We start from the raw sequence: 22,675 nt of genomic DNA on the forward strand, positions 1-22,675 counted from the left end.
TGGCTTAACCATTAGCTGTTGTAAAGCGTATACTTTTATACAAAAAAATTAACGCAACATGAGCAGCACCGCAAAACAGAAAATACTTATTGTTGATGATGAACCGGATATTTTAGAACTGATTGAGTATAACCTCAAAAAGGAAGGTTACCAGGTGTTTTTAGCACGTAACGGCCAGGAAGCTGTTGCCGAGGCAAAAAAGGCCTTGCCTGATCTGATTGTACTTGACATCATGATGCCTAAAATGGATGGGATAGAAGCATGCCGCATTATGCGCACCATGCCCGAGTTTAAAAATACCTTTATGGTGTTTTTAACAGCCCGCAGCGAAGAGTATTCGGAAATTGCCGGTTTTAACGTAGGTGCCGATGATTACATTGCAAAACCTATCAAGCCACGTGCGCTGGTTAGCCGCATAAACGCCATACTTCGTCGTAATGCCCCTGCCGAAGACGTAATTGATAATAAACTGGAAATAGGCGACCTGGTTATCGACCGTGAAGCTTACCTGGTTTATAAAAACGGTGTTAAAGTAGTATTGGCCAAAAAAGAATTTGAGCTATTGTACCTGCTGGCTTCAAAACCCGGCAAAGTTTATACCCGTGAGGTGATCCTTAAAAATATCTGGGAAGATTCGGTAGTGGTTACCAACCGCACCATCGACGTACACATCCGTAAACTACGCGAAAAACTGGGCGACGATTGCGTTGCTACTGTGAAGGGTGTGGGTTATAAGTTTGAAGCTTAAGCCCCCGGCCCCGAAGGAAGTTATGTAAACGCGAAAAAAAAAGGTTGAAATTGAATAATTAAAAAGGTATGAAAATTCATTTAAAATAAATCCTAAAAACAGGCAAATTTTCAATAATAAATTATATTCATAAAAACATACATTTTTATTTACTAAATACGGTTTCCCGTATTAAAAAGGCAATTCAAAATGTTAATATTGCCGCTATGAGAAACCTAACCAAAATAACTTTAATATTCGCATTAGTAGTCGTATTCTTTGCATGCAAAAAAGACAATAAGTCTACACCTCAAAACAAGCTTCCTGAACTGGTAAACACCACTTGGGCAGGATATTCGTATACAGATAAGTTATCTGGTACTAAATATTATGATTATCTGCACTTTACAAGTAGCACTAAAGTAAATCTGTATACCTACGATATTCTCGGTAAAGAAGATCATGAGGGAGATCCCGGCGTAACTACCTGTACTTATCAGGTTACAGGAAATGAGTTTGTTATATATTTTCCAAACGGAACCAGTGCAGCAGGTAAGGCAACTGATAATACAAGTGTTATTACCTATCAAGGCGTATCGTTTGTGAAGCGATAAGAAATATTTCAAAGAACAAGTTGGGCGCTTAAACGCTATTTAAACGCCCTTTAAGTTGTGTTTTAAGTTAATTATCTGAGAAGTCGCTGTCGATTACCTCCCTATTATTACTGAGGTAATGAGCCTGTTCCCACGAGGTTACAACACCCTCGTTCGCATCCGATAACTTCAGCACGTATGATTTAAGTAGCTGAATGGACTGATCCTGCTGTTCTATAATGTTTTTGGCAAGATCAACGAATTTAGATCGTTGATCTTTACTGATTGCAGTTACATTTTTAGAGTATTGGGCAAGCTGCTCAGCGGTTTCCCTGATTTTATTATAATCTATATTATTCATTGTGTATGCTGCTTAAAGTGCTGGTAAATACTTTCTAATTACCCATTGCTAATAGTCGTTTCAGCTTTCTGTTTAGATGCGATAACGGCTACTGCCTCGTCATAGTTATCGAATCTATGAGGTATGCTGAATCTGCATGAAAATTGAGGCTCTGTTGCTAAAACAGCTAATACCATCTCTCCACCCATTGAAACCAGCCTTTTGCTATCGTTCATGGTTTCATGATACATTGTTTTCATAAACTCTGTACAGAGGTCAGATATATTGGTAATTTCGTTGTTATTAGCCTTTTTTAATATGGCATTCTTCGCACTATCAGATATTGGCGGATGACAGTAAAAAGATCCGCTCACCGGATTTAATACCTCGACAGATACGTTATCTCTGTCAACAAGAAGATAATATTTAACAAGCCTGTTTAAGGCCTGGCTGTATCCGAATATATGGGCATCACCTATAACATTATTATGCCCCTCTAAAACAGGGTAATTATCAAGATTTATAAATGATAGAAAGTAATTCTTTAAAGCCTCTGCCAACTCGCTAATGTCAGTACCAATTGTATGACTTCTGATAAATGCATAAATATCTCTTTTGAGCCTTGAATATCCCAATGATACAATGCAAGTACGATATTCAGGGTAAAAATCAATTTTTTGGCTGAGTTTTTCAATCCTGGCATTGGTACTCAATCCGCTGTAGGTAAGCGTATCCGTTGCAAAATAGTATTCAGTGTCTGTAAAAAATGCGAATAATGCTGACATGTTATTTAAATTTTAAGTTTGTGAATGTAGTTTGATATAAATTTCGGTTGCACCCTTCCAAAACGTTAGCCTGCTCCTGTGTTATGCCCTGTATCGCTCCTGATAAACTTGATTGGCTACTGCTTCCATTAGCTGAATTAAAGAGGTCAATCCCCTGCTTTTTAGCCTCGTCCTGTGCCGCTTTCAAAGCATCCTGATACTGTTTGGCAAGGGGTCCCGCATCTTTAAAGAAGTTAACCAGATCGTCTGTGGCACTTTGATCACCGGTTACCAAAAACGATGCTTTCAGGCTATCCGAAAGTTTGTCAAACTCACCTCCAAATATGTTTTCAAACAGGAATTGAGAAACTATATTTTCGATTACCTTATCAACACTGTCACCAAAAGCTTTAGCTGCATCAGTGCCATTTTTAAACGCGTCTACCAAAGCATTTCTCAAATCATCGCCTAAACCACCCGCCAAATCTTTGATGTCCTGGTTAATCTGCTCTACTGCCGCCTGCCTGGCATCATTCATGTCGATGGTGTTTTGCAACAGTACCTTAGTGCTATCAGTTACCTGGTTATTTGCTATTAAGTTTTTCGCAAGCGCCTCGTTAAACGTAACAGTCCCATCAGTGGCCTTTTTTATCAATTCGGGATATTTACCCAATAATGGCACCAGATTATCTACTTTCTTTTTGCCGCCAAACAGCCCTCCAACAAAACCTACAGCTCCGCCAATGATAGCACCGGCAGCAGCAGCAGGAACTGACAAAACACCACCTCCGGCGATTGCACCAACAGCAGCTCCCGTGGCAGCACCTGCAAGACCCGCCTTTGCCGCATTATCGGCACTCGTAGCGTTTCTTTGGCCGTCCTTTGCCTGCCCTCCCTGCAATGCACCGAGTGTCGTTTGAAACTCCTTGTTTACTGAGGCAAGTGCAGTGGCAGCACTTGCTATGTCTTTTTGATAGTTTTTGAAAAAAAGGTTGCCATTTAGCTGCTCCTGTAGCCTGATCTGGTCAATGGTGTTTATTTTATACTGATTCTGAAACGCTAAAACTGAATTTTGATAAGCTTCTTCTGCCTCTTTTCTTTGCTTAGCGGCAGAAGTAAAAACCCCAACAAGTGTTATAGCTGAACTTGCAGCAGCCGTATAAAGCGAAATCTGGTCTTGTGACTTCTGTTTCATTTCGTCTGCCGTAAGATTAGCCTTGCTGCTCAAATTGTTGAGCTCTCTGCTTATCTTACTGATATTAGCAAACTCCCTAATGCTCCCGCCCAGATTACTTAAAATGCCCGCGAGTACACCGTTCACATTTTGGAGTGCACCGGCAACGGAATCAAACCCTGATGCATAATTATTCAGGTTATCAAATAGCTTACTATCAAGCTCTTTTAATGTATTGGATGAAAGGCGCTGAATTTCATTGTAGGTACTTTTATTGATCTTCCCGCTATCAAGGTCAACTTTAGCCTTTGCCTGGGCTTTAGCTATATAATCCCTTAAATCCTTATCCCTTAACTGTTGGTACTGATCGTACAGGTGTTTATACTCGTCAAGCTGCTTAACCTTATTGCTTTCAAAGTCGTTCAATTCCTGTTCGCCGTTTTTAATGGCCTGATCTGCCTGATCTAAATAGGCCTGCCGGTCAGCTGCGCTTTGAGCGGCATATGCTTTTTGCCTTAAGGCTCCTGCCTGATCGAGATATTTTTGTATTATTCGGTTATGCCCTTGCTCATAGGTTTCCGTTGAGGTGTATAATTGTGAATACTGGTCAAGCTGCTTCTTTTGAGCTTCTTTACCTGCTACAGCAATCAATTTTAACAATACATCCCGCTGAGCGTTTGCAGATGCAGAGAAATCATCTCCTGCCGGCATCAGTGACTTTAAGTATTCGACAAACGTTTTAAATCCTTTCAACTGATCTGCGTAAAGGCGGTTTGCGGCGGCTTCTCCGTTCTGTAACTTGTAGTCTTCGAATGCATCAAAAATAGCTTTCTGCTCATCTATAACAGCCTTTTGTTTTTCTACCTGCTGTTTAGCCTTGACATCATCTACCGCCGCCTGCTCTGCCTGAGGTACGTTGATCATAACCCCATTGACATTATATTTTGTAGGGTCAATCTTTTTCCAGTTATTTTGCCCTGCTTTAATATTGAAACGTTCAATTTCTTTCAATAACTGCTCATACTTGGCCTTCGTTTGGGCAATTTCCTTTTCATCGCTTGTAAGGCTATTTTGCCTACTCTCCTCATTGATCTTTGCTATTTGATCGGCTATTGCGTTACGTGCTGCTATTTCGGCATTTGCCGCTTTCTGTAATTTCGCATCCTCACCGGGATCATAGGTTTTAATAATATCCTTCACCTCAGCAAGCCTTTTCTTTAAGACTTCTTTTTGCGAATCATTAGGGGCAAGTGCTTTCAATTTAGCTGATAACCCATCGCGGAGTGCCTCAAGATCGGTTTCGCTGTTAGCCTCTTTTAAGATGGTATTGAAATTTTCAAGGATGCCCTTAACACCATCACCGGCCAGAGCGGCTTTCAGGTCTTTACTAAATTTGGATACAAAGTCTTTTGCACCGGTGTTGCCGGTTAACGTCTTTTTGATCTGTTCGCCGAACTGAGCATCAATTTGCTTATTAGCATCTTCGTAAGTTTTAACCAGCTGTGCTACAATCTGCTTGTTGTCTGCATCAGTCGAGGTCGTGAAATTTCCCGAAAAGAAGTTTTGAAGACTATAGCCTACACGCTCGGTATTGCTGATCGCATCAATACCTTTTGTCTTAAGCTCGGTTATCTTTTTAAGGTTTTCAAGCTTTTGGCTATAGGCAGCTTCGCCCTGAAGCTTTTTATCAAGGTCATCAAGGTAGTCCTTGATTGCTTTTGATGCCGCTTTGGTATTAGCCGTTTCAAGCGTGATGTTTCCCAGGTATTCGGGCGCAATGGCATTAAGCTTCTTAAGCGCCGCCAGTCTATCCTCCTGGGTATTGTTATGGTCGTTAATGATCTTATTCAGATCGTTAATCTTCGTTTTTTGAATCTCAACCTGTACGTTGGCATCGCTGGTGATGGCGTTAGTCTCGCTGTTGATCCTGTTGGTTAGGTCGCTTGCGTCGTGCCATGACTTCAGGGCAATAACAAGCGCCGAGATGACAGCTGTGTACGCTGCCGTAGTAGCGATAGTCAGGATCTTTTCCGCGTTTAAAACTTCGAGGCCATCCCTCAACAATCGATAAGCCACGGTTTCAAGACCTATTGCAACAGTGTTTGCTCCTGATGCAATGGTGCTTGCAATGGTCGAAGCAGTTTGTAAAAGCAAAGCAGCACGGTACGCACCATAGGTTACAATAAGCAGCTCAACAATGTCAATCACTTTCTGGTAGTTAGTCACCAGGCTTGCCGCTAATTCTATACCTCCTTTTAAAATCCCCTCGTTGCTTTCTCCAATACTGTTCAGCATCTGTGAAAAAGCATCTTCCAGGTTACTAAGCATCCCGGTAAGGGTATGGCTTTGTTTTTCCATCAGGTTGTAGAAGATCCCCGATGAACCTGTTAAATTTTCAAAGGCTTTCTGCACTTCAGGGAAACCAACTTTACCGGCTTCAACCAGTTTATTGACCTCTTCTTCGCTCACATGGAATTGCTTTGCAAGCTCCTGTATGATCGGGATCCCTCGTCCGGTAAATTGCCTGATATCCTGAGCGTATGCGCGGCCTTGCGTTTTCAGCGTGCCATACAGGTAAACGATATCACTCAAAGGAGCAGACACACCGGCAGCGACGTTGCCTGTAGTGGTAAGCACGTCATTAATATCTTTTGCAGCAAAGCCATAGGCAAGCAGCTGCTTGGTAGCGGTAGCTACTTCGGTAAGGTTAAATGGCGTTGTAGCCGCAAACTTTACAGTTTCGGCAAACAGGGCATCGCCTTTGGCTTTGCTCTTAAGTATGGTATCATAGGCAACGTTAAGCTGCTCAAATTCGCCGCGTACTTTAATGATCTCCTGTACGAAGTTTTGAGCAGCCTGTATTGAAAAAAAGGAAGTAGCAGCAATTGCCGCTTTTTTAGCCCAGCCGTCAAGCGCATCGCTCATCTGCTGCCCTTCACGGGTAATAACACGGTTAGTGTTTTGCGTATCCTGTTCTGCCTGGCGCAATGAGCGGAGCAAAGCAGGGTTATTTATCAAAATGTCTATATCTATCGGCCCTAATCCATCCATCTTAGTAGTATTTTGTTTTAAAAAATATGCCCGGCGCTTAGGGGTTTAGCGTACCGGGCAAGTGAGTTAATGTTAAGTTTTATTGAAAATCAATCAATATTGGCGCTCTTCATGCCAAATATTTTACTAAATGAAGGAGGAACGGCTTGCTGTAACAGCACCTACATTATTGGTCATTCCGAACAATGCCAGATAAGCATCATTATTTTTTGCTTTAAAGTCAAGCTGTTGGGCTAACGAAAGCTTTTCAAAGTCATCTGCTGTTTTAATATCTGATGACTTGTATGGTGTTAATGAAAGTTTACTACTTGTATCTTCAGCAGGCTTTACAACTGTAGCGTTGTTAAATAAGGCCTGATAATCTTTAGCGTGATTCATTTTGAAATCCATCTTTTCTTTGTCTGAAAGCTTTTCAAAATCATCAACAGTTGAAATTTTATTACTCATGGTATTTTGTAAAAAATGTTTAATGGTTAATTACTGTATTTATTAACTGGCTTCCTTGTATTCTGACGGCTTCATGCTTTTGTAATACATTAATGTCCTGTAACTGATGTTAATCCCATGTTCAGGAAATCTTTTAGCAACAATGCGTGTATCGGGTATGTCTGCCTCTTTGATCGACTGATATACGCTCATAATATGCGCTATTTTCTTCTTGTTATTTTTGCTGTTGTAGGCCATTGATACAAATCACGGCGTTTGAGCAACCCATGCACAAAACAACCGCAAGCTTTGCACATGTTTTATAACGAGGCTTTTAATTGGTCTATACTTGAATGATTTTTTTTCATCGGTATTAGTAAAGTTTAATTTTTTTTTGAGAATGCTGCCCGCGAGGGGCAGCATTTCTTTTATTCTCACTTGTCAGTCTTAAAATATCAATCTGGTATGTAATCAGCCGGATATCTGGCCTCATTATCCCGGATAACTTTTAAAGATGGCCTCATGACTCCATCGGGATGCTTATCAAGGCCGAAAGGCTCTATCCTGAAGGTAGCTTTAATTTGCTCAAGCTGATTGTTGACTTCAATCACATGATCCCGCCAATCCAATAACACATTATATGTCTGAACACCTTTGTCATTCTTGGTGTAGTGAGTATACTTCTCTGTCACCTTATCGTTTGTGTCTGGCTTGCGCTGTACTACATCTTGAACGATCTCGAATAAATCAGGTGATAGATGACTTTGATGTCTTTCATGTCCATATCTCACTTCTGATTCTACGCCGCCTGTGGCTTTAGTAAACCGTTTTGAAATAGGCTTAACAGGGTTATCATGTATCCATTTTCTAATGAAATGAACATCAGGAATATCGATCATTTCTTTAAACGCATGCTTTTTAATAGCAATGCCGTTAAAGTGCGGGTTACCTGCTTTTTCAAGCATTTTATTTACGACAAGATCATGAAAAAGATGTTCTTTGCTGTGAGGGTTTAAAATCTCTTCCCTTACGTGATTAATTTCATTTAGGGTTACTGTAATGCCAACGCTTTTGAAAAGGTCGTATATCGCCTGAAAATAGGCAATTTGCGAATCGAGCCATAATTGCTCTAATGCTATCCGCTCAGGATAGGCTACTATTAAAATAGGTTCCATTTTTAAGGGGTTTAAATGTTATTTAAAAAGGTTTTTAATTACTTTTGAAATGCCTGTCGGTCGCTTATTTATTGCATCATAATCAGGCATAATAGTCCGTTGGGTAAACTTCTCTTTAATGATGCTATCGGCATCTTTTAACTTCAATACCCTACCGTCCATCAGTTCAAGATAAGTAGTATTGACATAGGCAGGACTGGCACCAAATTCCGGCTTTCTGTTTTGGGATATCCATTCCAAATCTGCTTTCAGGTTAGGTAATTTTACATGCTTATTGATCTCGTACTTTGGCAACGCCGAGAAGCTTTTGTACTTCGCATGCTCAAGCATTCTTTTTAATACCAGTTCATCAAAAGTCTGCTCATATCCTACGAGAGTAGCACACCCTACTATAGTGTTAAAATCTTCTATGTGCAGTACAACATCAACGTGATCGAACCTGTCGTATATCCCCTGCAAATAAGGGATCAGTTTTTTTATTACAGCTTGTTGCTGCTCAATCCCTTCCTGGTTTACTTCTATTATTTCTTTGGTTTTCATATAATTCAAATGGTTTTATTAAATTTGTGGTGGCCAGGCTGTGTACCTGGCCGACAAAGCAAAGGGCAGCAGATCAATTCTATTGCCCTTTGTGATTTATGGCGGTTTTATGTGCATCTCTTGCATTTGATTTTAATAGTCAATAGTTTATACTTACTTTTGTCGTGGGCAGGCCGTGTACCTGCCCGCAGCAAAGGCGGTCAATTTATTTTGATCGCCTTTGCTCATTATTACAGGTAAAAGTTTTATCAAGCCGCGTTATCCAAGTCCTTAAGCTGGCATATGCAGCGTAGTTCATACAACAGGTAAAACCCGTCTGATCTGTTAGAGTAGCCGTTCTGATCAGCATTATCGATCAGGAGCTGCCCGTACTGGATGCCTATTTCGTCAAGTTTCTGGGCAAGTCTTTCGAGGGTGTAATCTTTAGTTATAAAGTTCCTGAACAGTTCAACCGCTTTTTCGATATCCTGCTCTGCTTTTTGTTGACTGTTCATAATTTTGAGTTATTAGAGGTTGGTAAATCAAGTTCACTAAGCAGGTGCTTTACTGCTGCATCAGCTTCTTTATTATCGGCTGTCTTTTGGGTGCTTTTGGCAATGGCCTCAAATTGACGGTGTGTTTTTATCAGCTCAGCATAGTTCATGTCATTCAGCGGCTTTTTAACCGCTCCACGCTGTTTTATAAAAAGGTTGAGCTTAGCGGCGTTTATCTTCTTATCTTCTCCTGTAGAGCCGTAAATAATGCCTGATCGGTAAGCCAGTGAGAATATTAAGCTTTTCATCCGTTCTCGCGGATCGTATTCCGCTAAATCCTTGATCAGCCGCCTCGCCTCTTCAAACGAAAGGCCTTTGCTGCTTTCGGTACGCCCGTTGGTAGCATTGCTGATCAAATCTTTTTTTTCATCTATCCAACCTAACTGGTTAAGCAGGACATGTATTTTCTGTATCTGTGCTGTACTCGCGTAGTTCATGGTATTTAAATTTTATAAGTTTGAATCGATATGGTTACTTGATTTCAGGGCGTTGGTATCGTCTGTTTGCTTTATTATTTTCAGTTTCTTTCGGAGGTATTTCATCCGGGCAATCTGAACGGTAGGAGCATTTTGGGGATATAGGCTTTCGTAATAGCTGCAAAAGTCATTTACAATCTCTTTGTACTTGTTGTGAGACTGGCTTAACAAACGTGCGGCATCCCAACCATTAATTAATACCCAACAATTTATTAAATCCTCTCTTACGCTTAATTTGATAGCTATTTCGGTCTTAGTAAGCCCTTTTTCGATATACATGTGAGCGGCCTTATACTCGTTTACCTTGTCTGTGTCCGGGCGGTAATCATCCCATTTACCGGCGATCCGCCATACTCGCAAAGCCTTTGTTGATACGCCTATCTGCTCGCTAATCTGCATAGCAGACAAGCCGTGTTTTATGTACAGTATGGCAGCTTTAACTTTTAAATCTGCATACTGAGCTTTATCCTTTCTCATAAGTTTTCGACCTTTCCCCTGCTGCTCAGGTAATCAAGAGAGTTAATAGGGTGATTTTCAGCAACAGTAACCAGTTCAAGGCTTTTGCATTTGGCCGTAAGCTGCTTTTTAAATGCTGCAAAGGACTTCCAGTAAGGCGACAGACTACTCACATATTTCTGCTTAGCCATGCGGCTACGCTTGCCGAATACTTTCGCATTTTCTTTCAAGTCTTTAGCCTTATACACCGGGATCTTGCGTTCATTGTAGAATTTTTGGCCGATCTCGCTTTCGGCGCTCATGTATTCGCCTTTGATAAAACCATCAACATAAATCACCATCAACAGGCTCATTCCGTTACGTTGCGTTTGCAGCGTTAACTTGTGGCCGTCTGCTATGATCTGTATTTGGTCGTAAAAAGCGCCCCAGGCGTTTTTTACGGTTTGCCAGTTTGCGCTATTCATGAAGTTTTTATACTTGTAAGCTTTATTAATAAATCATTTAATGGCGGTTGAGTAATACGCAATTCGATAGAAGCGCTTTTGATTTTTGTGTTTGTCAAACACAAAAACGTATCTATTATCTCGTTCATTTGCTCGTCTTTAAACCCGTTTGACTCTTCTATATAGATATGAAGCATTCTCATAAAATAACTTAACTGGTCGTAAGCGGTTAGCGCCTTTAAAAGATCTAAATCCTGTAGTGACAGAGCTGTTACGGTATGATCAGCATTCATAATTGCCCCCTTTCGTTCAAAATGGCATTGTACAGCAGCCTGTAATTTGGTAATCTGTGAAAGTCGCTGATTATATCATCATCGTTCAAGCCGTTACCTTTGCAAATTGCAGTAATCTCCGTTTTGGTAGGGCGGTTAAGTATGTTCCAGTTAACAATACGACTGTGAAACTCCGGATAGCCAGGCTTTTCTTTAGTGACAGCCTTTTCCATGTCCCGTTGGAAATATTCACAACCGGCCAGGATGATACCGGCATTGTACATTGTGCCGTTCCTGATATCATGCAGGTCAAGCAATACGTTGGTTGAAACCTTTCCGGCCTCGTCAATAATAACAAGGGGCTTTGTTTGGCTATTAAGCTGCTCAATGATCTGCTTAACCATATCGTAAACACTGCCCAGGTAATTGATACCCATTTCAAGTAAAACCGAATGTAAAAATTGCCTCCTGTTCATAGAGTTTTTACACTCAACATAGTACACGTTACGGCCTGCTCGGTAGTAGTCATACAGCGCTGTAGTTTTACCTGCACCTGTATAACCTATTACAGCGTTCATCAGGCTGTGTGCCTGGCTCTTTTGGCAGATGCTTTGAACGGAGTTGTAATTTGACGTTCCTAAAATGGTAAAGTCGCTTGCAGGTTTTAAGGCGTTGATCACCTTAAGTAGCATTTCTTCTGATAGGTTATCAGTGTTACCCTGCTCAATAAAGGTTAAAACAGCAGGTGATACCTGAATTTTAGAGGCAAGCCGGTTTTTGCTTACCTTTTTTAAGCCGGTGTAATCGTTAATTAACTCCCTGGCTTGTTGAATTAGGTTTTCTTTTTGCATCTTTGTTCAGATTTTTTTATAAATGGTTTATGACTGTTTAATAGGCCGTTGAGCACTGGTAATGCTCAGCGGTTTTCTTTTATATTTTACCTACCTTTTCAAGGGTAGCGGGTATAATGTTCGCTTTTGAATGCCGCTCCTGTGCGGTCTGTTTTTTACGTTGGGGAATAGCCTCAATTGCGGCAGGCTCGTAGGCGTGTACATCACCAGTGCCGTTGTAATTCTTTATCCATTTAAGTTGCTGCTGTGTTTCAGCATCGTTAAGCACTCCTTTTAAGGCAACCTTCAAGGGGTTGGCTGTTTTAAGCATTTCGTCAATATCTCCCTCAAAGCCCTCATTTGCTATTTGTTCACTAATCCGTTTAGCTACATTTAGCTTGCTTTGATTATGCTTGCTTTGCTTGATGATCTGTATTACATCGGCATCAGTTTGATTAACAGGTGCTTTGTAAAACCCGATTTTTTGCCTGCATTCGCACAGATATTGACCTGATAAGCTGAATACATGCACGGTTGACAGGTCTTTTTCATCGTAATACACTTTTACCTTTGTGCCGTCAAGCTTAAGACCCAATTCATGATTATACACCTCGTAGAAGTAATCATTGTGCCTAACGGTCATTTCAATCTCGCTTTTTTGAACCTTCAGCGTTTTATTCATCCAAAACAACATTGCTAAATCAGCATGATTAATACTGGTAGTATTAGGCCGTTCACTTTCGCTGAATATTTTACCTGGCGATTTGCGTTTTTCATCACCTTTGTTATTGTAAACCAATACCAAGGCGTCAACAATGGTGCGCATATCATCGTAACTGTACAGGTTGTCACGTTTATGCAGGTGGGCAAGGTGTTCAATGTCGATCCTTCCATTATCCCGCTTGGTACGTACACCTTCGCCGGTAAAACCGTCAATCATACGCTGAAAGCCAGTTTGAAAGGTTTCAAACCATCTTTCGACATCTGCTTTTTGCTTTGGATCGCCCTTTGCAGTTGGGGCTAAACGGCATCCTTTAAGCAATAACTCGTCTTTTAAGGTTAAAAACTCCGCCGTTTTGGTTGCACTGGCATTATCATGCATCAGGGTATGAGGCAATAGCATTTCTTTGCTAAATGCCATTTTAAAAGCGCCGAACCAATTGTGTCTGTCTTCGCTAAGCGCAAGGTCATAGCCCATTATCATTTTACTTTTTACATCCATCACAACAAACAGGTTAAGCCTGATCTTTTCCTTTTCTGCCTTATCCCAACAAAAAATTTGAAGCGGGGTGCCGTCTGCATAGTACAGATCCCCGGCATGTGCGGGGTCTTTACGGCGGCTTGATGGCTGCACGTTGTTTCGGTAATAGGCTTTATCCCTGTAAGCGGACAGGCGGTTTCTAACTTCTGGCTTAGCTACATATTTAGCCACGGTTTCAACAGAAACCCGGGTTTTACCGGCCTCTATGCAATCGGCTGTTAAAAGTTCATGGATGATTTTATTAGTGTACTTATTGGCATTGGCGTAATACTTCTCAATCCTGGCGATATGCCATAAGGTAAGCTTAACCAGGTGAGCTCGAGGTGTGCCCGTACATTTATGCACTATGCGGATGCCATTTGCGGCAAAATCCTTGATTTTCTGCCTGAACTTCTCGGCGCTCTTTAGCGTAATCTTAACGCCTTTTGCAGACAGGTAAGCGGCATGAAGCTCGTTATTATTATAACTCCCACGTAAATCAATGCAGCACTGTATAAGTGCATGTATCTTGGCAAGTTCTATAGTTTTTTCCCTTTTGCCTGGGAACATGGCATTATACTGTGAACAGTATTGGTGAAAGGTATTGGTTACTGCATTTTCTAAGATTGCCGATAACTGTGCGGCCTTTAAGTCCTTTTGTTTTTGCTTTTCGTCCTCAGCCGCTAATACCTTATCCTGTTTTATAAGATCTATGAGGTCTTTTGTTGACGGTAAATTGTATTTGCTTTTGGTTTGTTTAGGTATAGAATTGTATTCAATTAAAATTTTCCTTCCATCAAGTTTGTCAGGATGGTTAATCCATGAAATAGGTTTAACTGACAAACTCGACCGACCGCAACTCGACATTACACTCTTAGCTTTAAGCTTACTATTAGTCAAGTCTACCAGTTCAGAAACTGAAATCAATACATCACTATGCCCGTGCCTCACCATACTATCCGTTGATTATGGCCATGTAGCCTCTCCTTTTTTGTTCTACATCTGCCACTACTTCAAGAGCTGCCAACTCAACCATTATGTTGTCATTTCTGCCATTCAAAAAATTAGAAACAGTCACTCTATTTACACCGGCTTTTTCGGCTATCATCTTTGCATAACCGTGAGGAATTTTAGATTTTAATTCTTCTCTTGTCATAACTTTTATACTTTTGTTAACTAATATGTCACAAAAATAACATTTGCTTTTATAATTAACAAATCATTTAACATTTTATTTAACAATGGCAACAATAGCAGAGAAAATAAAAAATCTCCGGGTACAAACAGGATTGACACAAGAGGACTTTGCTCATAAAATAGGCATCAGTAGGTCTAACTTAGCACAAATTGAAACAGGAAAAACAAATCCGACATTTGAAGCAATAGGAGCGATTTGTTCGGCTTTTAATATCGATGCAAACTATTTACACAATGAATCATTGAATGTAAATGAAAATGCAATAAGTAATGTTATTCAAAATGTTGGTAATAATGTTATACTAAATTCAGAAAATGCTGATTTCGATGGTCAAAAAACCACCAATACGCATGCTTCTGGAATATCTGAAAAGATAGACTACTTTGCCAATAGCAAAAAACTAACTGCCTTTTACAAGAAGGTTTTTGAGCAAGCGCCAGAGCTTGATAATTTTATGTCTGATCTAACCGAATTGGAACATCTAAAAGATGATCTTAACGAGTATATCGAGAAATTGAATAAGCCCATCAACGAGGTTTACGACAGTGTTATAGCTGGTGATTACAAATCCATATTATCTAATGAATTTGTGTCAAAAAACGTCTTAAAGCTATCAGAATTGAAGAAATACGCCAAGTCGGTCAGGGAGTTGGTTGACCTGATAAATTCAGTATTGTTATTTGAAGAAAGTGAATAAATTCGGCTACGTTTAAACATCCAATAAACGGCGTTTAAAGTCCTTAAAAATGGTGGTTAAATTCAGTTTAAGCGCCAGTTTCGACACAGAAAATACAAGCATATTGCCGTTTTCTGTTCTTTATGTTACAGGAAATACAAGTAAAATAGTAGTAAATGGTAGTAAACCGGAAACCTACTTTTTAAATTACTTTTACGTTATCTTTTTAGCAGGCAAAAAAACCGCCTTGGTTATATCAAAAACGCCGTTTTTTTCAATTTTGCCGTTTTTCCTTCTTTATGTTAAAATATACCTTTTTAAATACCCCCTACAGTTATTAAAAAAGCGATTGGATTGTCCCCAATCGCTTTTTTTGCGGGATGGCATTGTAATTAGTCCCCTTTGGCTATAACTTCATTACGATAGTATTTTCTGCGAAGCCAAAATGCCACGTTAACCAGCGCTATCAGTGCCGGAACCTCAACCAGCGGGCCGATTACCCCTGCAAATGCTTGCCCCGAATTAATACCAAATACACCAATAGATACGGCGATAGCCAGCTCAAAATTATTGCCGGTAGCTGTAAACGCAATGGAGGTGCTTTTTGAGTAATCGGCATCAAAATATTTGCCGATGAAGAAACTAAGCAGGAACATAATTGCAAAGTAAAATACCAGCGGTATAGCAATATGAACCACATCCATAGGGATTTGCACTATAAGCCTACCCTTGAGGCTAAACATCAGTATAATGGTAAACAACAGCGCAATAAGCGTTATGGGCGAAATAAAAGGAACAAATTTTTGCTGAAACCAGCCCTCGCCCTTTAGTTTGATCAATGTATAACGACTAATAATACCGGCGGCAAAAGGAATACCAAGATAGATACCCACGCTTTTGGCAATCTGGAGCATGGTAATATGTACCTGGAGACTTTTAAAGCCAAGCACCGGCGGCAGTACGGTTATAAAAATGTAAGCATATACGCTATATAAAAGTACCTGGAAAATACTGTTCAGGGCTATCAAACCGGCGGCATATTCGCGGCTGCCATCGGCAAGTTCATTCCATACTACAACCATGGCAATACAACGGGCAAGCCCAATTAGTATCAGCCCTGTCATATATTCGGGGTAACCGCGCAGGAAAACGACAGCTAAAATGAACATTAGGATAGGGCCTATTATCCAGTTTAAAACAAGTGAGGCACTTAATATTTTGATATCTTTAAATACCCTGCCCATTTGTTCATATTTTACTTTGGCAAGCGGCGGGTACATCATTAATATGAGGCCGATCGCCAACGGAATATTAGTAGTCCCGCTCGAAAACGAATTGATAAAATCGGACGATGAGGGTATAAAGTATCCTGTTACAACGCCTATAGCCATAGCCAGGAAAATCCAGATGGTGAGATAACGATCAATAAAACCGAGCCGTTTTCGTTCAACAGCCGGAGTGCAATTATTGGCAGACATATTATTGCGCTTCGGTTAAATGCTGTTCTACAAATTGTTGGGTGTACGCTTTGATCTGTTCACGTACTTTTCTGAATTCGCCCATCACTTCATCTTCGGTGCCGCGGGCTTTGGCCGGATCCGGGAAGTTGTAATGAAAACGTTTCACATTCCCCGGAAAGTAAGGGCAGGCTTCGTTAGCATTATCGCAAACAGTTATTAAATAATCAAAAGCAATGTTGGCGTATTCATCCACATGGTTTGAGGTATGGTTGGAAATATCAATATCATCCTCGGCCATGGTTTTAATGGCTTTGGGGTTTACGCCATGTGTTTCAATGCCCGCACTGTATATGTTTGCTTTACTGCCCGCAAAATGCTTTAAATATCCCTCGGCTATCTGACTACGGCAACTATTGCCTGTGCATAGTACTAATATATTTTTCATAATTGTTTTATTGGCAGCAGCCTGGTTCGCAGCATACTTTTGTTTCGGGTTTTTCGGCATACACGGTAACGCTTACAATAGCGCCGTTGCCGTTTTTAAATTCGTTAATTTCATCTGCCGATAGGTAATTGCTTAAAATATCGTCAGGAATAATAATGGGTTTTTCTTTTTGCACAATGATATTGACAAAACCATTTTTGCTGATGAGCTCAAGGTATTCCTCTTTTTGAATGGCCCCTGATACGCAGCCTGCATACATTTCGGCGGCTGTCCTGATCTTTTCGGGCAGGCTGCCTGTCAATACAATATCCGAAATGCTAAAATGGCCCCCGGGTTTCAATACGCGGTAAATGTCTTTAATGACAGCGTTTTTATCGGGCACCAGGTTTAATACACAGTTGCTTACAATTACATCGGCCGCGTTGGCAGTTACCGGCATATGCTCGATATCGCCCAAACGAAACTCCACATTATTAAAGCCAAGTTTGTCGGCGTTTTCGCGGGCCTTGCTAATCATAGCGTCTGTAAAATCAATCCCTATTACTTTGCCGGTCTCGCCGGTTTCGGAACGGGCGATAAAGCAATCATTGCCTGCACCACTGCCGAGGTCAATTACCGTATCTCCCTTTTTAATTTGGGCGAATTGCGTGGGCAAACCGCAGCCCAAACCGAGATCGGCATCGGCATTGTAACCCTGCAGTTTGGTATAATCTTCGCTCATGATATTGTAAACCTCGGTTGAACATCCGCCAGCCCCGCAGCATGATGATTGATTGGTATCCTTATCCTGTAAGGCAATTTCGCTGTATTTCAGCTTTACCAATTCTTTTAATTCCTCGTTTGTTTTCATTTGTGTATTGCAATATTACGATTAATGTGACCAAAAAATTTTAACAGCAATTATTGAAGTCTTTGTACGATGAGAATAGTTTATTTAACTCATCATTCAGGTTTTTCCAGGCTTCGGGCTCAATGCAATAGCAAACACTTACACCTTCTATAGTACCCTGTATGAGGCCTGCATTCTTTAATTCTTTAAGATGCTGGGATACGGTGGGTTGGGCAAGCCCCAGTTCGGATGACAGATCGCCGCAGATGCAAGCCTTAGCTTCAATAATAAGCTGCAGGATGGCAATACGGGCCGGATGAGCGATAGCTTTAAGCTGCACAGCCAGTTTGTTCTGCTCGTCGGTAAATATTTCTGTTTTAGTGATTCCCATAATTATATTGCAATATTACGATTAATTAAATTGCTGTCAATAGCTTTTACAATTTAATTTTAGGCTGAGTGTTGGCTGATGAAGTAAATTCGGAAGGAGGAGAGGAAGACCTGCGAAGTTTCTAAAACTTCGCAGGTCTGAAAATTGGCAACCTTACTTAGCTGTCGCTGCCGCTTTCTTTTTAACGCTGGTAGCTGTTTTGGCAGTTTTCGATGCTATGGCCTTTTTAGCTTCCGTGGCTTCAGTTTTGGCTTTTGTGGTAATAGCTTTTGCTTTAGTTGCTGCCTTTGCTTTTACATCAGCCACAGCTTTTTTAGCGGTTGCCGCTTCATCTTTTGCTTTGGCGGTAATGGCTTTAGCCTTGGTTTCGGCTTTCGCTTTTACTTCAGAAACTGCGTTTTTTGCTTTGGTGGTTACCACATTTGCTTTTTTAGCTGCTGCGGTTTTAGTTGGCGCAGCTTTTTTGGTAGCCGTGGCTTTTTTAGCGGCTACTTTTTCCTTGATATCCTCTATTTTTTCTTCGGCTGCTTCTTTTACGTCTTCGGCTGTATCTTTTGTGCCTTCCCAAAGGCTTTCAATTGTTTCTTTAACCTTCTCGAAAAATCCCTTTTCTTCAGGTTGGGTTGATTGATCACTCATGATGTTTTTATAGATAGGTAAACAGATTGTTATTAATTAACCTGTTAACCTCAAAAAGTTTAGGTTTGTTTTAAATCTGCTTAACAAACATTAAACATCGAAGCCATTAAGATAAGCCCGTAAACCTGGCATTACTCAACCCATATAAGCCGTCTATTATTTTTAAAGTAGCCTCGCCAACTCTTTGCTTCAAGAGTGATCGTATCTCGATATAGATATCTTGTTTAACCCATAAATGTATGGCCTGAAGTGTTTCGGTCTTATTACCCAGATGTTCATAAAGCGATACGCAGGCGGCATTCCACAGGTTTCAGATTTTTGCCTGAAACACCATTCGGCAAAATCATAGTTCTTTTTGAGTTGTGCGACGTTATTACTTTTATGAGACGCTACAGTAACCGGTAATAACTCCATGAAAACGCCATAAATTGAAGTTTGTGGATCCTCAAAGTCCTTCTTTAAGGAAGGGAGGCTTTCAATTGCCCGTTTTCGCCAGGCGCTCATTTTGTATATCTATGGTTATATCAGGAACTAATATAAAGCAAAAAGTCCTGCCGTTGGGCAGGACTTTTGTATAAAAAAAGTGTTCAGTTATTTTACTACCGAAAACTTATAAAGCGATTGCGTTTTATAGGTATCGCCGGGTTTCAATTCCGTAGAAGGGAATTGCGGCTGATTTGGTGAATCAGGAAAATGCTGGGTTTCCATCGCGAACGAAGTCCGGTACTCATCTTTAATACCGCGTTTCATTGCGTTTTTAGCCTGCATAAAGTTACCGCTGTAAAACTGTAAGCCAGGTTCTTCGGTAAATACTTCCATTTTGATACCGCTTTTATCACCTACAACAGTCGCAATTGGAGTGCTCAGGTCATGTTTGTTCAGTACAAAGTTGTGGTCGTAACCTTTGCCATCTTTTAACTGCACATTGTCTTCGTTAATACGTTTGCCAATGGTTTCGGGCTTAGTGAAATCGAACGGAGTGCCGGCAACTTTTTCAAGTTTCCCGGTAGGGATCAAGCCTGCATCAACCGGTAAATAATTATCAGCATCTATCTGCACCAAATGATTGAGGATTGTACCGCTGCCTTCGCCATTGAGGTTAAAGAACGCGTGGTTGGTAAGGTTAACAACCGTTTTTTTATCGGTAGTAGCTTCGTACTGGCATTTAAATGAATTATCGTCGGTAAGGCTGTAAATTACTTTAACATTGAGGTTACCGGGGAAGCCTTCTTCCATATCTTTTGAAAGATAGGTAAGCTCTACGGTAGATGAATCGATCATTTTACCATCCCACACCACTTCCTGGAAACCGTGTTTGCCACCGTGCAACATATTGGGCGTATTGTTAATTGACGATTGATAATCTTTACCATCTATTTTAAAATGGCCTTTGGCAATACGGTTGCCGTAACGGCCAATGGTAGCGCCATAATAACGTTCGGTTGATTTTTCAAAACCTTCCACATCATCAAAACCTAAAACAACATCGGTTAACTTGCCATTTTTATCGGGTACTAACAAGCTTACCACACGGCCGCCATAATTGGTGATGGTGGCAATAATGCCGTTTTTGTTTTTAAGGGTAAATAAATGGGTTTGTTTACCATCGATTGTTTTTTCGAATGCTGATGCAGTGGTTTGGGTGCTATCCGCCATAGTAGTGTTTTTCTGTGAGGTTGAATTTTGATTACAGGCAGCCAAATATAGGCTACAAGCAGGTAAAATTGTTAAATAAATACCTTTAATTAATTTTCTCATAAATAGGTTGGTTATAGTTTGGTTTAAAAATAGCGTTTTTTCATTATTCCCTCGTTTTATAATGGACCTCACTTAAACCACGCAATTTTTCAGCAGCAAACTCTGCTGTGATATCGCGTTGCGGATTGGCAAGCATCTCATAACCTACCATGAACTTTTTAACCGTGGCCGAACGTAACAGCGGCGGATAAAAATGCATATGCCAGTGCCAGTAGGGATGATCGCCCGAGTTAACCGGAGACTGGTGCATACCAGCCGAATAAGGAAACGATGTTTCAAACATGTTATCATACCTGATGGTGAGCCTCCTGATAGCGTCGGCAAGGGCATGTTTTTCCTGCTCGGTAAAGTATAAAATGCTTGTTACATGCCTTTTGCTTACAATCATAGTTTCGTACGGCCAAACTGCCCAAAATGGTACAAGCACAACAAAATGTTCATTTTCAAAAACTATGCGGTCCTGCTTTTTAAGTTCCAATGCAAGGTAATCGGCTAAAAGGCTAGTTCCTTTTTGCTCAAAATGAAGCTTTTGCTGCTGGGTTTCTTTGGCTACTTCAACGGGCAGGCTGTTTTGCGCCCAGATTTGCCCATGTGGGTGAGGGTTACTGCAGCCCATGATATCGCCCTTGTTTTCAAAGATCTGGATGTGTTTGATCCACGGATAAGAAGCCAGGTCTTCAAATTCCGACTGCCATACGTCAACCACTTTGCTGATCTCTTTGGTGGTCATCTGGGGCAGGGTGAGGTCATGCCTCGGCGAGAAACTGATTACCCGGCAAATGCCTTTCTGGCTGTTAGCTACCAGTAGTTCATCTTCATTTAAACCGCCATCGGGCGTATTCAGCAACAACGATGAATAGTCATTGGTGAAAACAAAGCTTCCTTTATAATCAGGGTTTTCGCTGCCATCGGCCCTTTTGTTTGTGGGGCACAGGTAACAGGCCGGATCATACTGCGGGCGGTCGTCGGCTTGTGTAGCCTCAACTTTGCCTTGCCACGGGCGTTTTGTACGATGCGGCGATACCAGGATCCAGTCGCCTGTTAAAATGTTTAACCTGCTGTGAGGGTGCTCTTTAAGATCAAAATTTGTGTCCATTAGTTTAAAATCAGGTAATAATTGGCTTATACATGTAAGGTAGACAGTTATACCTTAGCGATTTCAAAGTTGGTAAAAATAAATGTAAATCATACATTTAAAACAAATTTTTCTAAATAAATAGTTACAGTAGAAAGATTGATAGGATTTGTAGAAAAAGGGGGAGATTGAATGTCATACGAGTAGGAACGACGAAGCAATAACATTCTATACAGGTGGCTATGCTTTCCTGGCGGTTGCCGCGCGATGACGTGCTTTGGAAGTTTAGAATCCCAATCCACCGGCCTCCACCACTGCCGAATCGCAGATATAAGTTGGCACAATGCCGGTGGCGGTGATGCGGTTTTCGGCGTCTTTGGCCTGGGTATTACCGGATAGCACCAGTACGGTATCCAAACCAAATTTATTACCGCCCAAAATGTCTGTTTGCAGGGTATCACCTACCATTACAATATCTCTTTTACTGATCGGTCTGCGCTCGCGGAGCAGATCGTAGGCAAACATGAACATCTGCGAATCAGGCTTACCAAAACGAATAAACTCTTTACCCACAATTTTTTCTATCATACTGGCTAAGCCGCCTATGGCTATAGATACGTCATGCTTGGTTAGGGGATAGGCATGATCGGTATTGGCTACAATGGCCGGAATGGTGCGCTTACGCATGAGGTTAACTGATTTGTTCAGATCACGGCCCCAGTCAAAACCTTCGTCATCCAAAAAAACCAGCGCGTTAACCCTGTCAATATTGCTTTCGTTTACTTCGCTGATAGGCAATGTATGCAGCCCCGAGCTGTCAATGTAATGGGCAGAATCGGGCGTACCTAAATAAGCTACGATACCGTCGTTCACCTTCAGGTCAAGATATTCTTTGGTAAGCATGCCCGATGATATAATCCTGTCGGGTGTTATGGCGGTCAATCCTTTAGTGGTATAGGATTCCGCTAATTGCACCGGGCTTCGTGAAGCATCGTTGGTTACAATGTAATACTCCTTACCTTGTTCTGCCAGGTAAGAAAAGGTGCGCTCAATACTCGGAAGCAGGCCGCCATAGTTTTTCAGAACCCCAAAAGCATCAAAAAAAACAACTTCGTATTTATCAATTATGGATTTAAAGTTGTCTATCCTGGTCATGCTTATCTG

At 41.0% G+C, this 22,675-nt stretch carries 28 protein-coding genes; 4 read left to right on the forward strand and 24 right to left on the reverse strand.

Annotated elements, in window-relative coordinates:
* Window positions 1-58 precede the first annotated feature (58 nt).
* Together J3L18_RS04285 and J3L18_RS04290 are read left to right on the forward strand one after the other, a co-directional pair.
* Entirely contained in the window at window positions 59-748 is a 690-nt protein-coding gene (locus tag J3L18_RS04285) for a response regulator transcription factor (RefSeq protein WP_022831601.1), read from the forward strand.
* Between the two features lie 206 nt (window positions 749-954).
* Window positions 955-1,341, forward strand: a complete 387-nt coding sequence (locus J3L18_RS04290) for a hypothetical protein (RefSeq protein ID WP_129569677.1) — start codon at window positions 955-957, stop codon at window positions 1,339-1,341.
* Window positions 1,342-1,408: 67 nt separating this feature from the next.
* Here the strand turns inward: J3L18_RS04290 and J3L18_RS04295 are convergent, their stop codons facing one another.
* The 15 genes from J3L18_RS04295 to J3L18_RS04365 form a co-directional block, all read right to left on the reverse strand.
* Complete coding sequence (locus tag J3L18_RS04295) at window positions 1,409-1,681, reverse strand: hypothetical protein (RefSeq protein ID WP_129569678.1); 273 nt, start codon at window positions 1,679-1,681, stop codon at window positions 1,409-1,411.
* 38 nt (window positions 1,682-1,719) lie between these two features.
* Window positions 1,720-2,445 (reverse strand): hypothetical protein, encoded by a 726-nt coding sequence (locus J3L18_RS04300; protein ID WP_129569679.1) that lies wholly within the window; start codon window positions 2,443-2,445, stop codon window positions 1,720-1,722.
* A 1-nt stretch (window position 2,446) separates the two neighbouring features.
* A complete protein-coding gene (locus J3L18_RS04305; RefSeq protein ID WP_129569680.1) occupies window positions 2,447-6,649 on the reverse strand; it encodes a tape measure protein in 4,203 nt (1,400 codons plus the stop codon).
* A gap of 126 nt (window positions 6,650-6,775) precedes the next feature.
* A complete protein-coding gene (locus J3L18_RS04310; protein ID WP_129569681.1) occupies window positions 6,776-7,096 on the reverse strand; it encodes a hypothetical protein in 321 nt (106 codons plus the stop codon).
* A 42-nt stretch (window positions 7,097-7,138) separates the two neighbouring features.
* Window positions 7,139-7,333, reverse strand: a complete 195-nt coding sequence (locus tag J3L18_RS04315; RefSeq protein ID WP_129569682.1) for a hypothetical protein — start codon at window positions 7,331-7,333, stop codon at window positions 7,139-7,141.
* Window positions 7,334-7,530: 197 nt separating this feature from the next.
* Window positions 7,531-8,250 (reverse strand): hypothetical protein, encoded by a 720-nt coding sequence (locus J3L18_RS04320; RefSeq protein WP_129569683.1) that lies wholly within the window; start codon window positions 8,248-8,250, stop codon window positions 7,531-7,533.
* An 18-nt stretch (window positions 8,251-8,268) separates the two neighbouring features.
* Complete coding sequence (locus J3L18_RS04325; RefSeq protein ID WP_129569684.1) at window positions 8,269-8,790, reverse strand: hypothetical protein; 522 nt, start codon at window positions 8,788-8,790, stop codon at window positions 8,269-8,271.
* A gap of 248 nt (window positions 8,791-9,038) precedes the next feature.
* Window positions 9,039-9,284, reverse strand: a complete 246-nt coding sequence (locus tag J3L18_RS04330; RefSeq protein WP_129569685.1) for a hypothetical protein — start codon at window positions 9,282-9,284, stop codon at window positions 9,039-9,041.
* The gene (locus J3L18_RS04335) at window positions 9,281-9,760 is read right to left on the reverse strand and encodes a hypothetical protein (RefSeq protein WP_129569686.1); all 480 of its coding nucleotides are present in this window, start codon (window positions 9,758-9,760) and stop codon (window positions 9,281-9,283) included. The genes J3L18_RS04330 and J3L18_RS04335 overlap by 4 nt, the downstream gene beginning before the upstream one ends.
* Before the next feature lie 12 nt (window positions 9,761-9,772).
* On the reverse strand, window positions 9,773-10,276 hold the full coding sequence (locus J3L18_RS04340; RefSeq protein WP_129569687.1) for a hypothetical protein: 504 nt from the start codon (window positions 10,274-10,276) through the stop codon (window positions 9,773-9,775).
* Window positions 10,273-10,719 carry a hypothetical protein gene (locus J3L18_RS04345; RefSeq protein ID WP_129569688.1) on the reverse strand — a complete coding sequence of 149 codons (447 nt, stop codon included), beginning with the start codon at window positions 10,717-10,719 and terminating at the stop codon, window positions 10,273-10,275. Before J3L18_RS04345 ends, J3L18_RS04340 begins: the two co-directional genes overlap by 4 nt.
* A complete protein-coding gene (locus tag J3L18_RS04350; RefSeq protein ID WP_129569689.1) occupies window positions 10,716-10,991 on the reverse strand; it encodes a hypothetical protein in 276 nt (91 codons plus the stop codon). The genes J3L18_RS04345 and J3L18_RS04350 overlap by 4 nt, the downstream gene beginning before the upstream one ends.
* Window positions 10,988-11,821 carry an AAA family ATPase gene (locus tag J3L18_RS04355; RefSeq protein ID WP_129569690.1) on the reverse strand — a complete coding sequence of 278 codons (834 nt, stop codon included), beginning with the start codon at window positions 11,819-11,821 and terminating at the stop codon, window positions 10,988-10,990. Before J3L18_RS04355 ends, J3L18_RS04350 begins: the two co-directional genes overlap by 4 nt.
* A 79-nt stretch (window positions 11,822-11,900) precedes the next feature.
* The gene (locus J3L18_RS04360) at window positions 11,901-13,994 is read right to left on the reverse strand and encodes a Mu transposase C-terminal domain-containing protein (RefSeq protein WP_129569691.1); all 2,094 of its coding nucleotides are present in this window, start codon (window positions 13,992-13,994) and stop codon (window positions 11,901-11,903) included.
* 1 nt (window position 13,995) lies between these two features.
* Window positions 13,996-14,196, reverse strand: a complete 201-nt coding sequence (locus J3L18_RS04365) for a helix-turn-helix domain-containing protein (protein WP_129569692.1) — start codon at window positions 14,194-14,196, stop codon at window positions 13,996-13,998.
* Between the two features lie 85 nt (window positions 14,197-14,281).
* Between J3L18_RS04365 and J3L18_RS04370 the strand changes: the two genes are divergently transcribed.
* Window positions 14,282-14,935, forward strand: coding sequence for a helix-turn-helix domain-containing protein (locus J3L18_RS04370; RefSeq protein ID WP_129569693.1), 654 nt, complete (start codon window positions 14,282-14,284; stop codon window positions 14,933-14,935).
* Between the two features lie 49 nt (window positions 14,936-14,984).
* Window positions 14,985-15,326, forward strand: coding sequence for a hypothetical protein (locus J3L18_RS04375; protein WP_129569694.1), 342 nt, complete (start codon window positions 14,985-14,987; stop codon window positions 15,324-15,326).
* On the opposite strand, the gene arsB is transcribed toward J3L18_RS04375, so the two are convergent.
* The 9 genes from arsB to J3L18_RS04420 all read right to left on the reverse strand — a co-directional run bounded on the left by arsB (window position 15,307) and on the right by J3L18_RS04420 (window position 22,666).
* Window positions 15,307-16,392, reverse strand: coding sequence for an ACR3 family arsenite efflux transporter (gene arsB, locus J3L18_RS04380; RefSeq protein ID WP_129569695.1), 1,086 nt, complete (start codon window positions 16,390-16,392; stop codon window positions 15,307-15,309). The two genes, J3L18_RS04375 and arsB, sit on opposite strands and share 20 nt — an antisense overlap.
* A 1-nt stretch (window position 16,393) precedes the next feature.
* Window positions 16,394-16,819, reverse strand: a complete 426-nt coding sequence (locus tag J3L18_RS04385) for an arsenate reductase ArsC (protein ID WP_091162902.1) — start codon at window positions 16,817-16,819, stop codon at window positions 16,394-16,396.
* 7 nt (window positions 16,820-16,826) lie between these two features.
* Window positions 16,827-17,669: an arsenite methyltransferase gene (locus tag J3L18_RS04390; RefSeq protein ID WP_129569696.1), complete on the reverse strand. Its 843-nt coding sequence runs from the start codon at window positions 17,667-17,669 to the stop codon at window positions 16,827-16,829.
* A gap of 40 nt (window positions 17,670-17,709) precedes the next feature.
* Window positions 17,710-18,039, reverse strand: a complete 330-nt coding sequence (locus J3L18_RS04395) for an ArsR/SmtB family transcription factor (protein WP_091162165.1) — start codon at window positions 18,037-18,039, stop codon at window positions 17,710-17,712.
* A 153-nt stretch (window positions 18,040-18,192) separates the two neighbouring features.
* Window positions 18,193-18,678: a hypothetical protein gene (locus tag J3L18_RS04400; protein WP_091162168.1), complete on the reverse strand. Its 486-nt coding sequence runs from the start codon at window positions 18,676-18,678 to the stop codon at window positions 18,193-18,195.
* 189 nt (window positions 18,679-18,867) lie between these two features.
* A complete protein-coding gene (locus J3L18_RS04405; protein WP_129569697.1) occupies window positions 18,868-19,182 on the reverse strand; it encodes a DUF7674 family protein in 315 nt (104 codons plus the stop codon).
* Window positions 19,183-19,269: 87 nt separating this feature from the next.
* Window positions 19,270-20,436 (reverse strand): aldose epimerase family protein, encoded by a 1,167-nt coding sequence (locus J3L18_RS04410; RefSeq protein ID WP_129569698.1) that lies wholly within the window; start codon window positions 20,434-20,436, stop codon window positions 19,270-19,272.
* A 43-nt stretch (window positions 20,437-20,479) separates the two neighbouring features.
* On the reverse strand, window positions 20,480-21,532 hold the full coding sequence (locus J3L18_RS04415; protein WP_091162174.1) for a UDP-glucose--hexose-1-phosphate uridylyltransferase: 1,053 nt from the start codon (window positions 21,530-21,532) through the stop codon (window positions 20,480-20,482).
* 264 nt (window positions 21,533-21,796) lie between these two features.
* Window positions 21,797-22,666 carry an HAD-IIA family hydrolase gene (locus J3L18_RS04420; protein ID WP_091162176.1) on the reverse strand — a complete coding sequence of 290 codons (870 nt, stop codon included), beginning with the start codon at window positions 22,664-22,666 and terminating at the stop codon, window positions 21,797-21,799.
* Window positions 22,667-22,675 lie beyond the last annotated feature (9 nt).

The sequence above is a fragment of the Mucilaginibacter gossypii genome, from assembly GCF_017569325.2.
In the GTDB taxonomy this organism is placed as follows: Bacteria; Bacteroidota; Bacteroidia; order Sphingobacteriales; family Sphingobacteriaceae; genus Mucilaginibacter; species Mucilaginibacter gossypii.

Bases quoted from the DNA above. Each gene is read 5' to 3' on its own strand.
- J3L18_RS04325 (WP_129569684.1), bottom strand. From the start codon at position 8,790: ATGAAAACCAAAGAAATAATAGAAGTAAACCAGGAAGGGATTGAGCAG.
- J3L18_RS04370 (WP_129569693.1), top strand. From the start codon at position 14,282: ATGGCAACAATAGCAGAGAAAATAAAAAATCTCCGGGTACAAACAGGA.
- J3L18_RS04340 (WP_129569687.1), bottom strand. From the start codon at position 10,276: ATGAGAAAGGATAAAGCTCAGTATGCAGATTTAAAAGTTAAAGCTGCC.
- J3L18_RS04395 (WP_091162165.1), bottom strand. From the start codon at position 18,039: ATGGGAATCACTAAAACAGAAATATTTACCGACGAGCAGAACAAACTG.
- J3L18_RS04400 (WP_091162168.1), bottom strand. From the start codon at position 18,678: ATGAGTGATCAATCAACCCAACCTGAAGAAAAGGGATTTTTCGAGAAG.
- J3L18_RS04320 (WP_129569683.1), bottom strand. From the start codon at position 8,250: ATGGAACCTATTTTAATAGTAGCCTATCCTGAGCGGATAGCATTAGAG.
- J3L18_RS04360 (WP_129569691.1), bottom strand. From the start codon at position 13,994: ATGGTGAGGCACGGGCATAGTGATGTATTGATTTCAGTTTCTGAACTG.
- arsB (WP_129569695.1), bottom strand. From the start codon at position 16,392: ATGTCTGCCAATAATTGCACTCCGGCTGTTGAACGAAAACGGCTCGGT.
- J3L18_RS04365 (WP_129569692.1), bottom strand. From the start codon at position 14,196: ATGACAAGAGAAGAATTAAAATCTAAAATTCCTCACGGTTATGCAAAG.
- J3L18_RS04315 (WP_129569682.1), bottom strand. From the start codon at position 7,333: ATGGCCTACAACAGCAAAAATAACAAGAAGAAAATAGCGCATATTATG.
- J3L18_RS04390 (WP_129569696.1), bottom strand. From the start codon at position 17,669: ATGAAAACAAACGAGGAATTAAAAGAATTGGTAAAGCTGAAATACAGC.
- J3L18_RS04355 (WP_129569690.1), bottom strand. From the start codon at position 11,821: ATGCAAAAAGAAAACCTAATTCAACAAGCCAGGGAGTTAATTAACGAT.
- J3L18_RS04310 (WP_129569681.1), bottom strand. From the start codon at position 7,096: ATGAGTAATAAAATTTCAACTGTTGATGATTTTGAAAAGCTTTCAGAC.
- J3L18_RS04305 (WP_129569680.1), bottom strand. From the start codon at position 6,649: ATGGATGGATTAGGGCCGATAGATATAGACATTTTGATAAATAACCCT.
- J3L18_RS04415 (WP_091162174.1), bottom strand. From the start codon at position 21,532: ATGGACACAAATTTTGATCTTAAAGAGCACCCTCACAGCAGGTTAAAC.
- J3L18_RS04350 (WP_129569689.1), bottom strand. From the start codon at position 10,991: ATGAATGCTGATCATACCGTAACAGCTCTGTCACTACAGGATTTAGAT.
- J3L18_RS04375 (WP_129569694.1), top strand. From the start codon at position 14,985: ATGGTGGTTAAATTCAGTTTAAGCGCCAGTTTCGACACAGAAAATACA.
- J3L18_RS04330 (WP_129569685.1), bottom strand. From the start codon at position 9,284: ATGAACAGTCAACAAAAAGCAGAGCAGGATATCGAAAAAGCGGTTGAA.
- J3L18_RS04405 (WP_129569697.1), bottom strand. From the start codon at position 19,182: ATGAGCGCCTGGCGAAAACGGGCAATTGAAAGCCTCCCTTCCTTAAAG.
- J3L18_RS04295 (WP_129569678.1), bottom strand. From the start codon at position 1,681: ATGAATAATATAGATTATAATAAAATCAGGGAAACCGCTGAGCAGCTT.
- J3L18_RS04420 (WP_091162176.1), bottom strand. From the start codon at position 22,666: ATGACCAGGATAGACAACTTTAAATCCATAATTGATAAATACGAAGTT.
- J3L18_RS04410 (WP_129569698.1), bottom strand. From the start codon at position 20,436: ATGAGAAAATTAATTAAAGGTATTTATTTAACAATTTTACCTGCTTGT.
- J3L18_RS04290 (WP_129569677.1), top strand. From the start codon at position 955: ATGAGAAACCTAACCAAAATAACTTTAATATTCGCATTAGTAGTCGTA.
- J3L18_RS04285 (WP_022831601.1), top strand. From the start codon at position 59: ATGAGCAGCACCGCAAAACAGAAAATACTTATTGTTGATGATGAACCG.
- J3L18_RS04300 (WP_129569679.1), bottom strand. From the start codon at position 2,445: ATGTCAGCATTATTCGCATTTTTTACAGACACTGAATACTATTTTGCA.
- J3L18_RS04335 (WP_129569686.1), bottom strand. From the start codon at position 9,760: ATGAACTACGCGAGTACAGCACAGATACAGAAAATACATGTCCTGCTT.
- J3L18_RS04385 (WP_091162902.1), bottom strand. From the start codon at position 16,819: ATGAAAAATATATTAGTACTATGCACAGGCAATAGTTGCCGTAGTCAG.
- J3L18_RS04345 (WP_129569688.1), bottom strand. From the start codon at position 10,719: ATGAATAGCGCAAACTGGCAAACCGTAAAAAACGCCTGGGGCGCTTTT.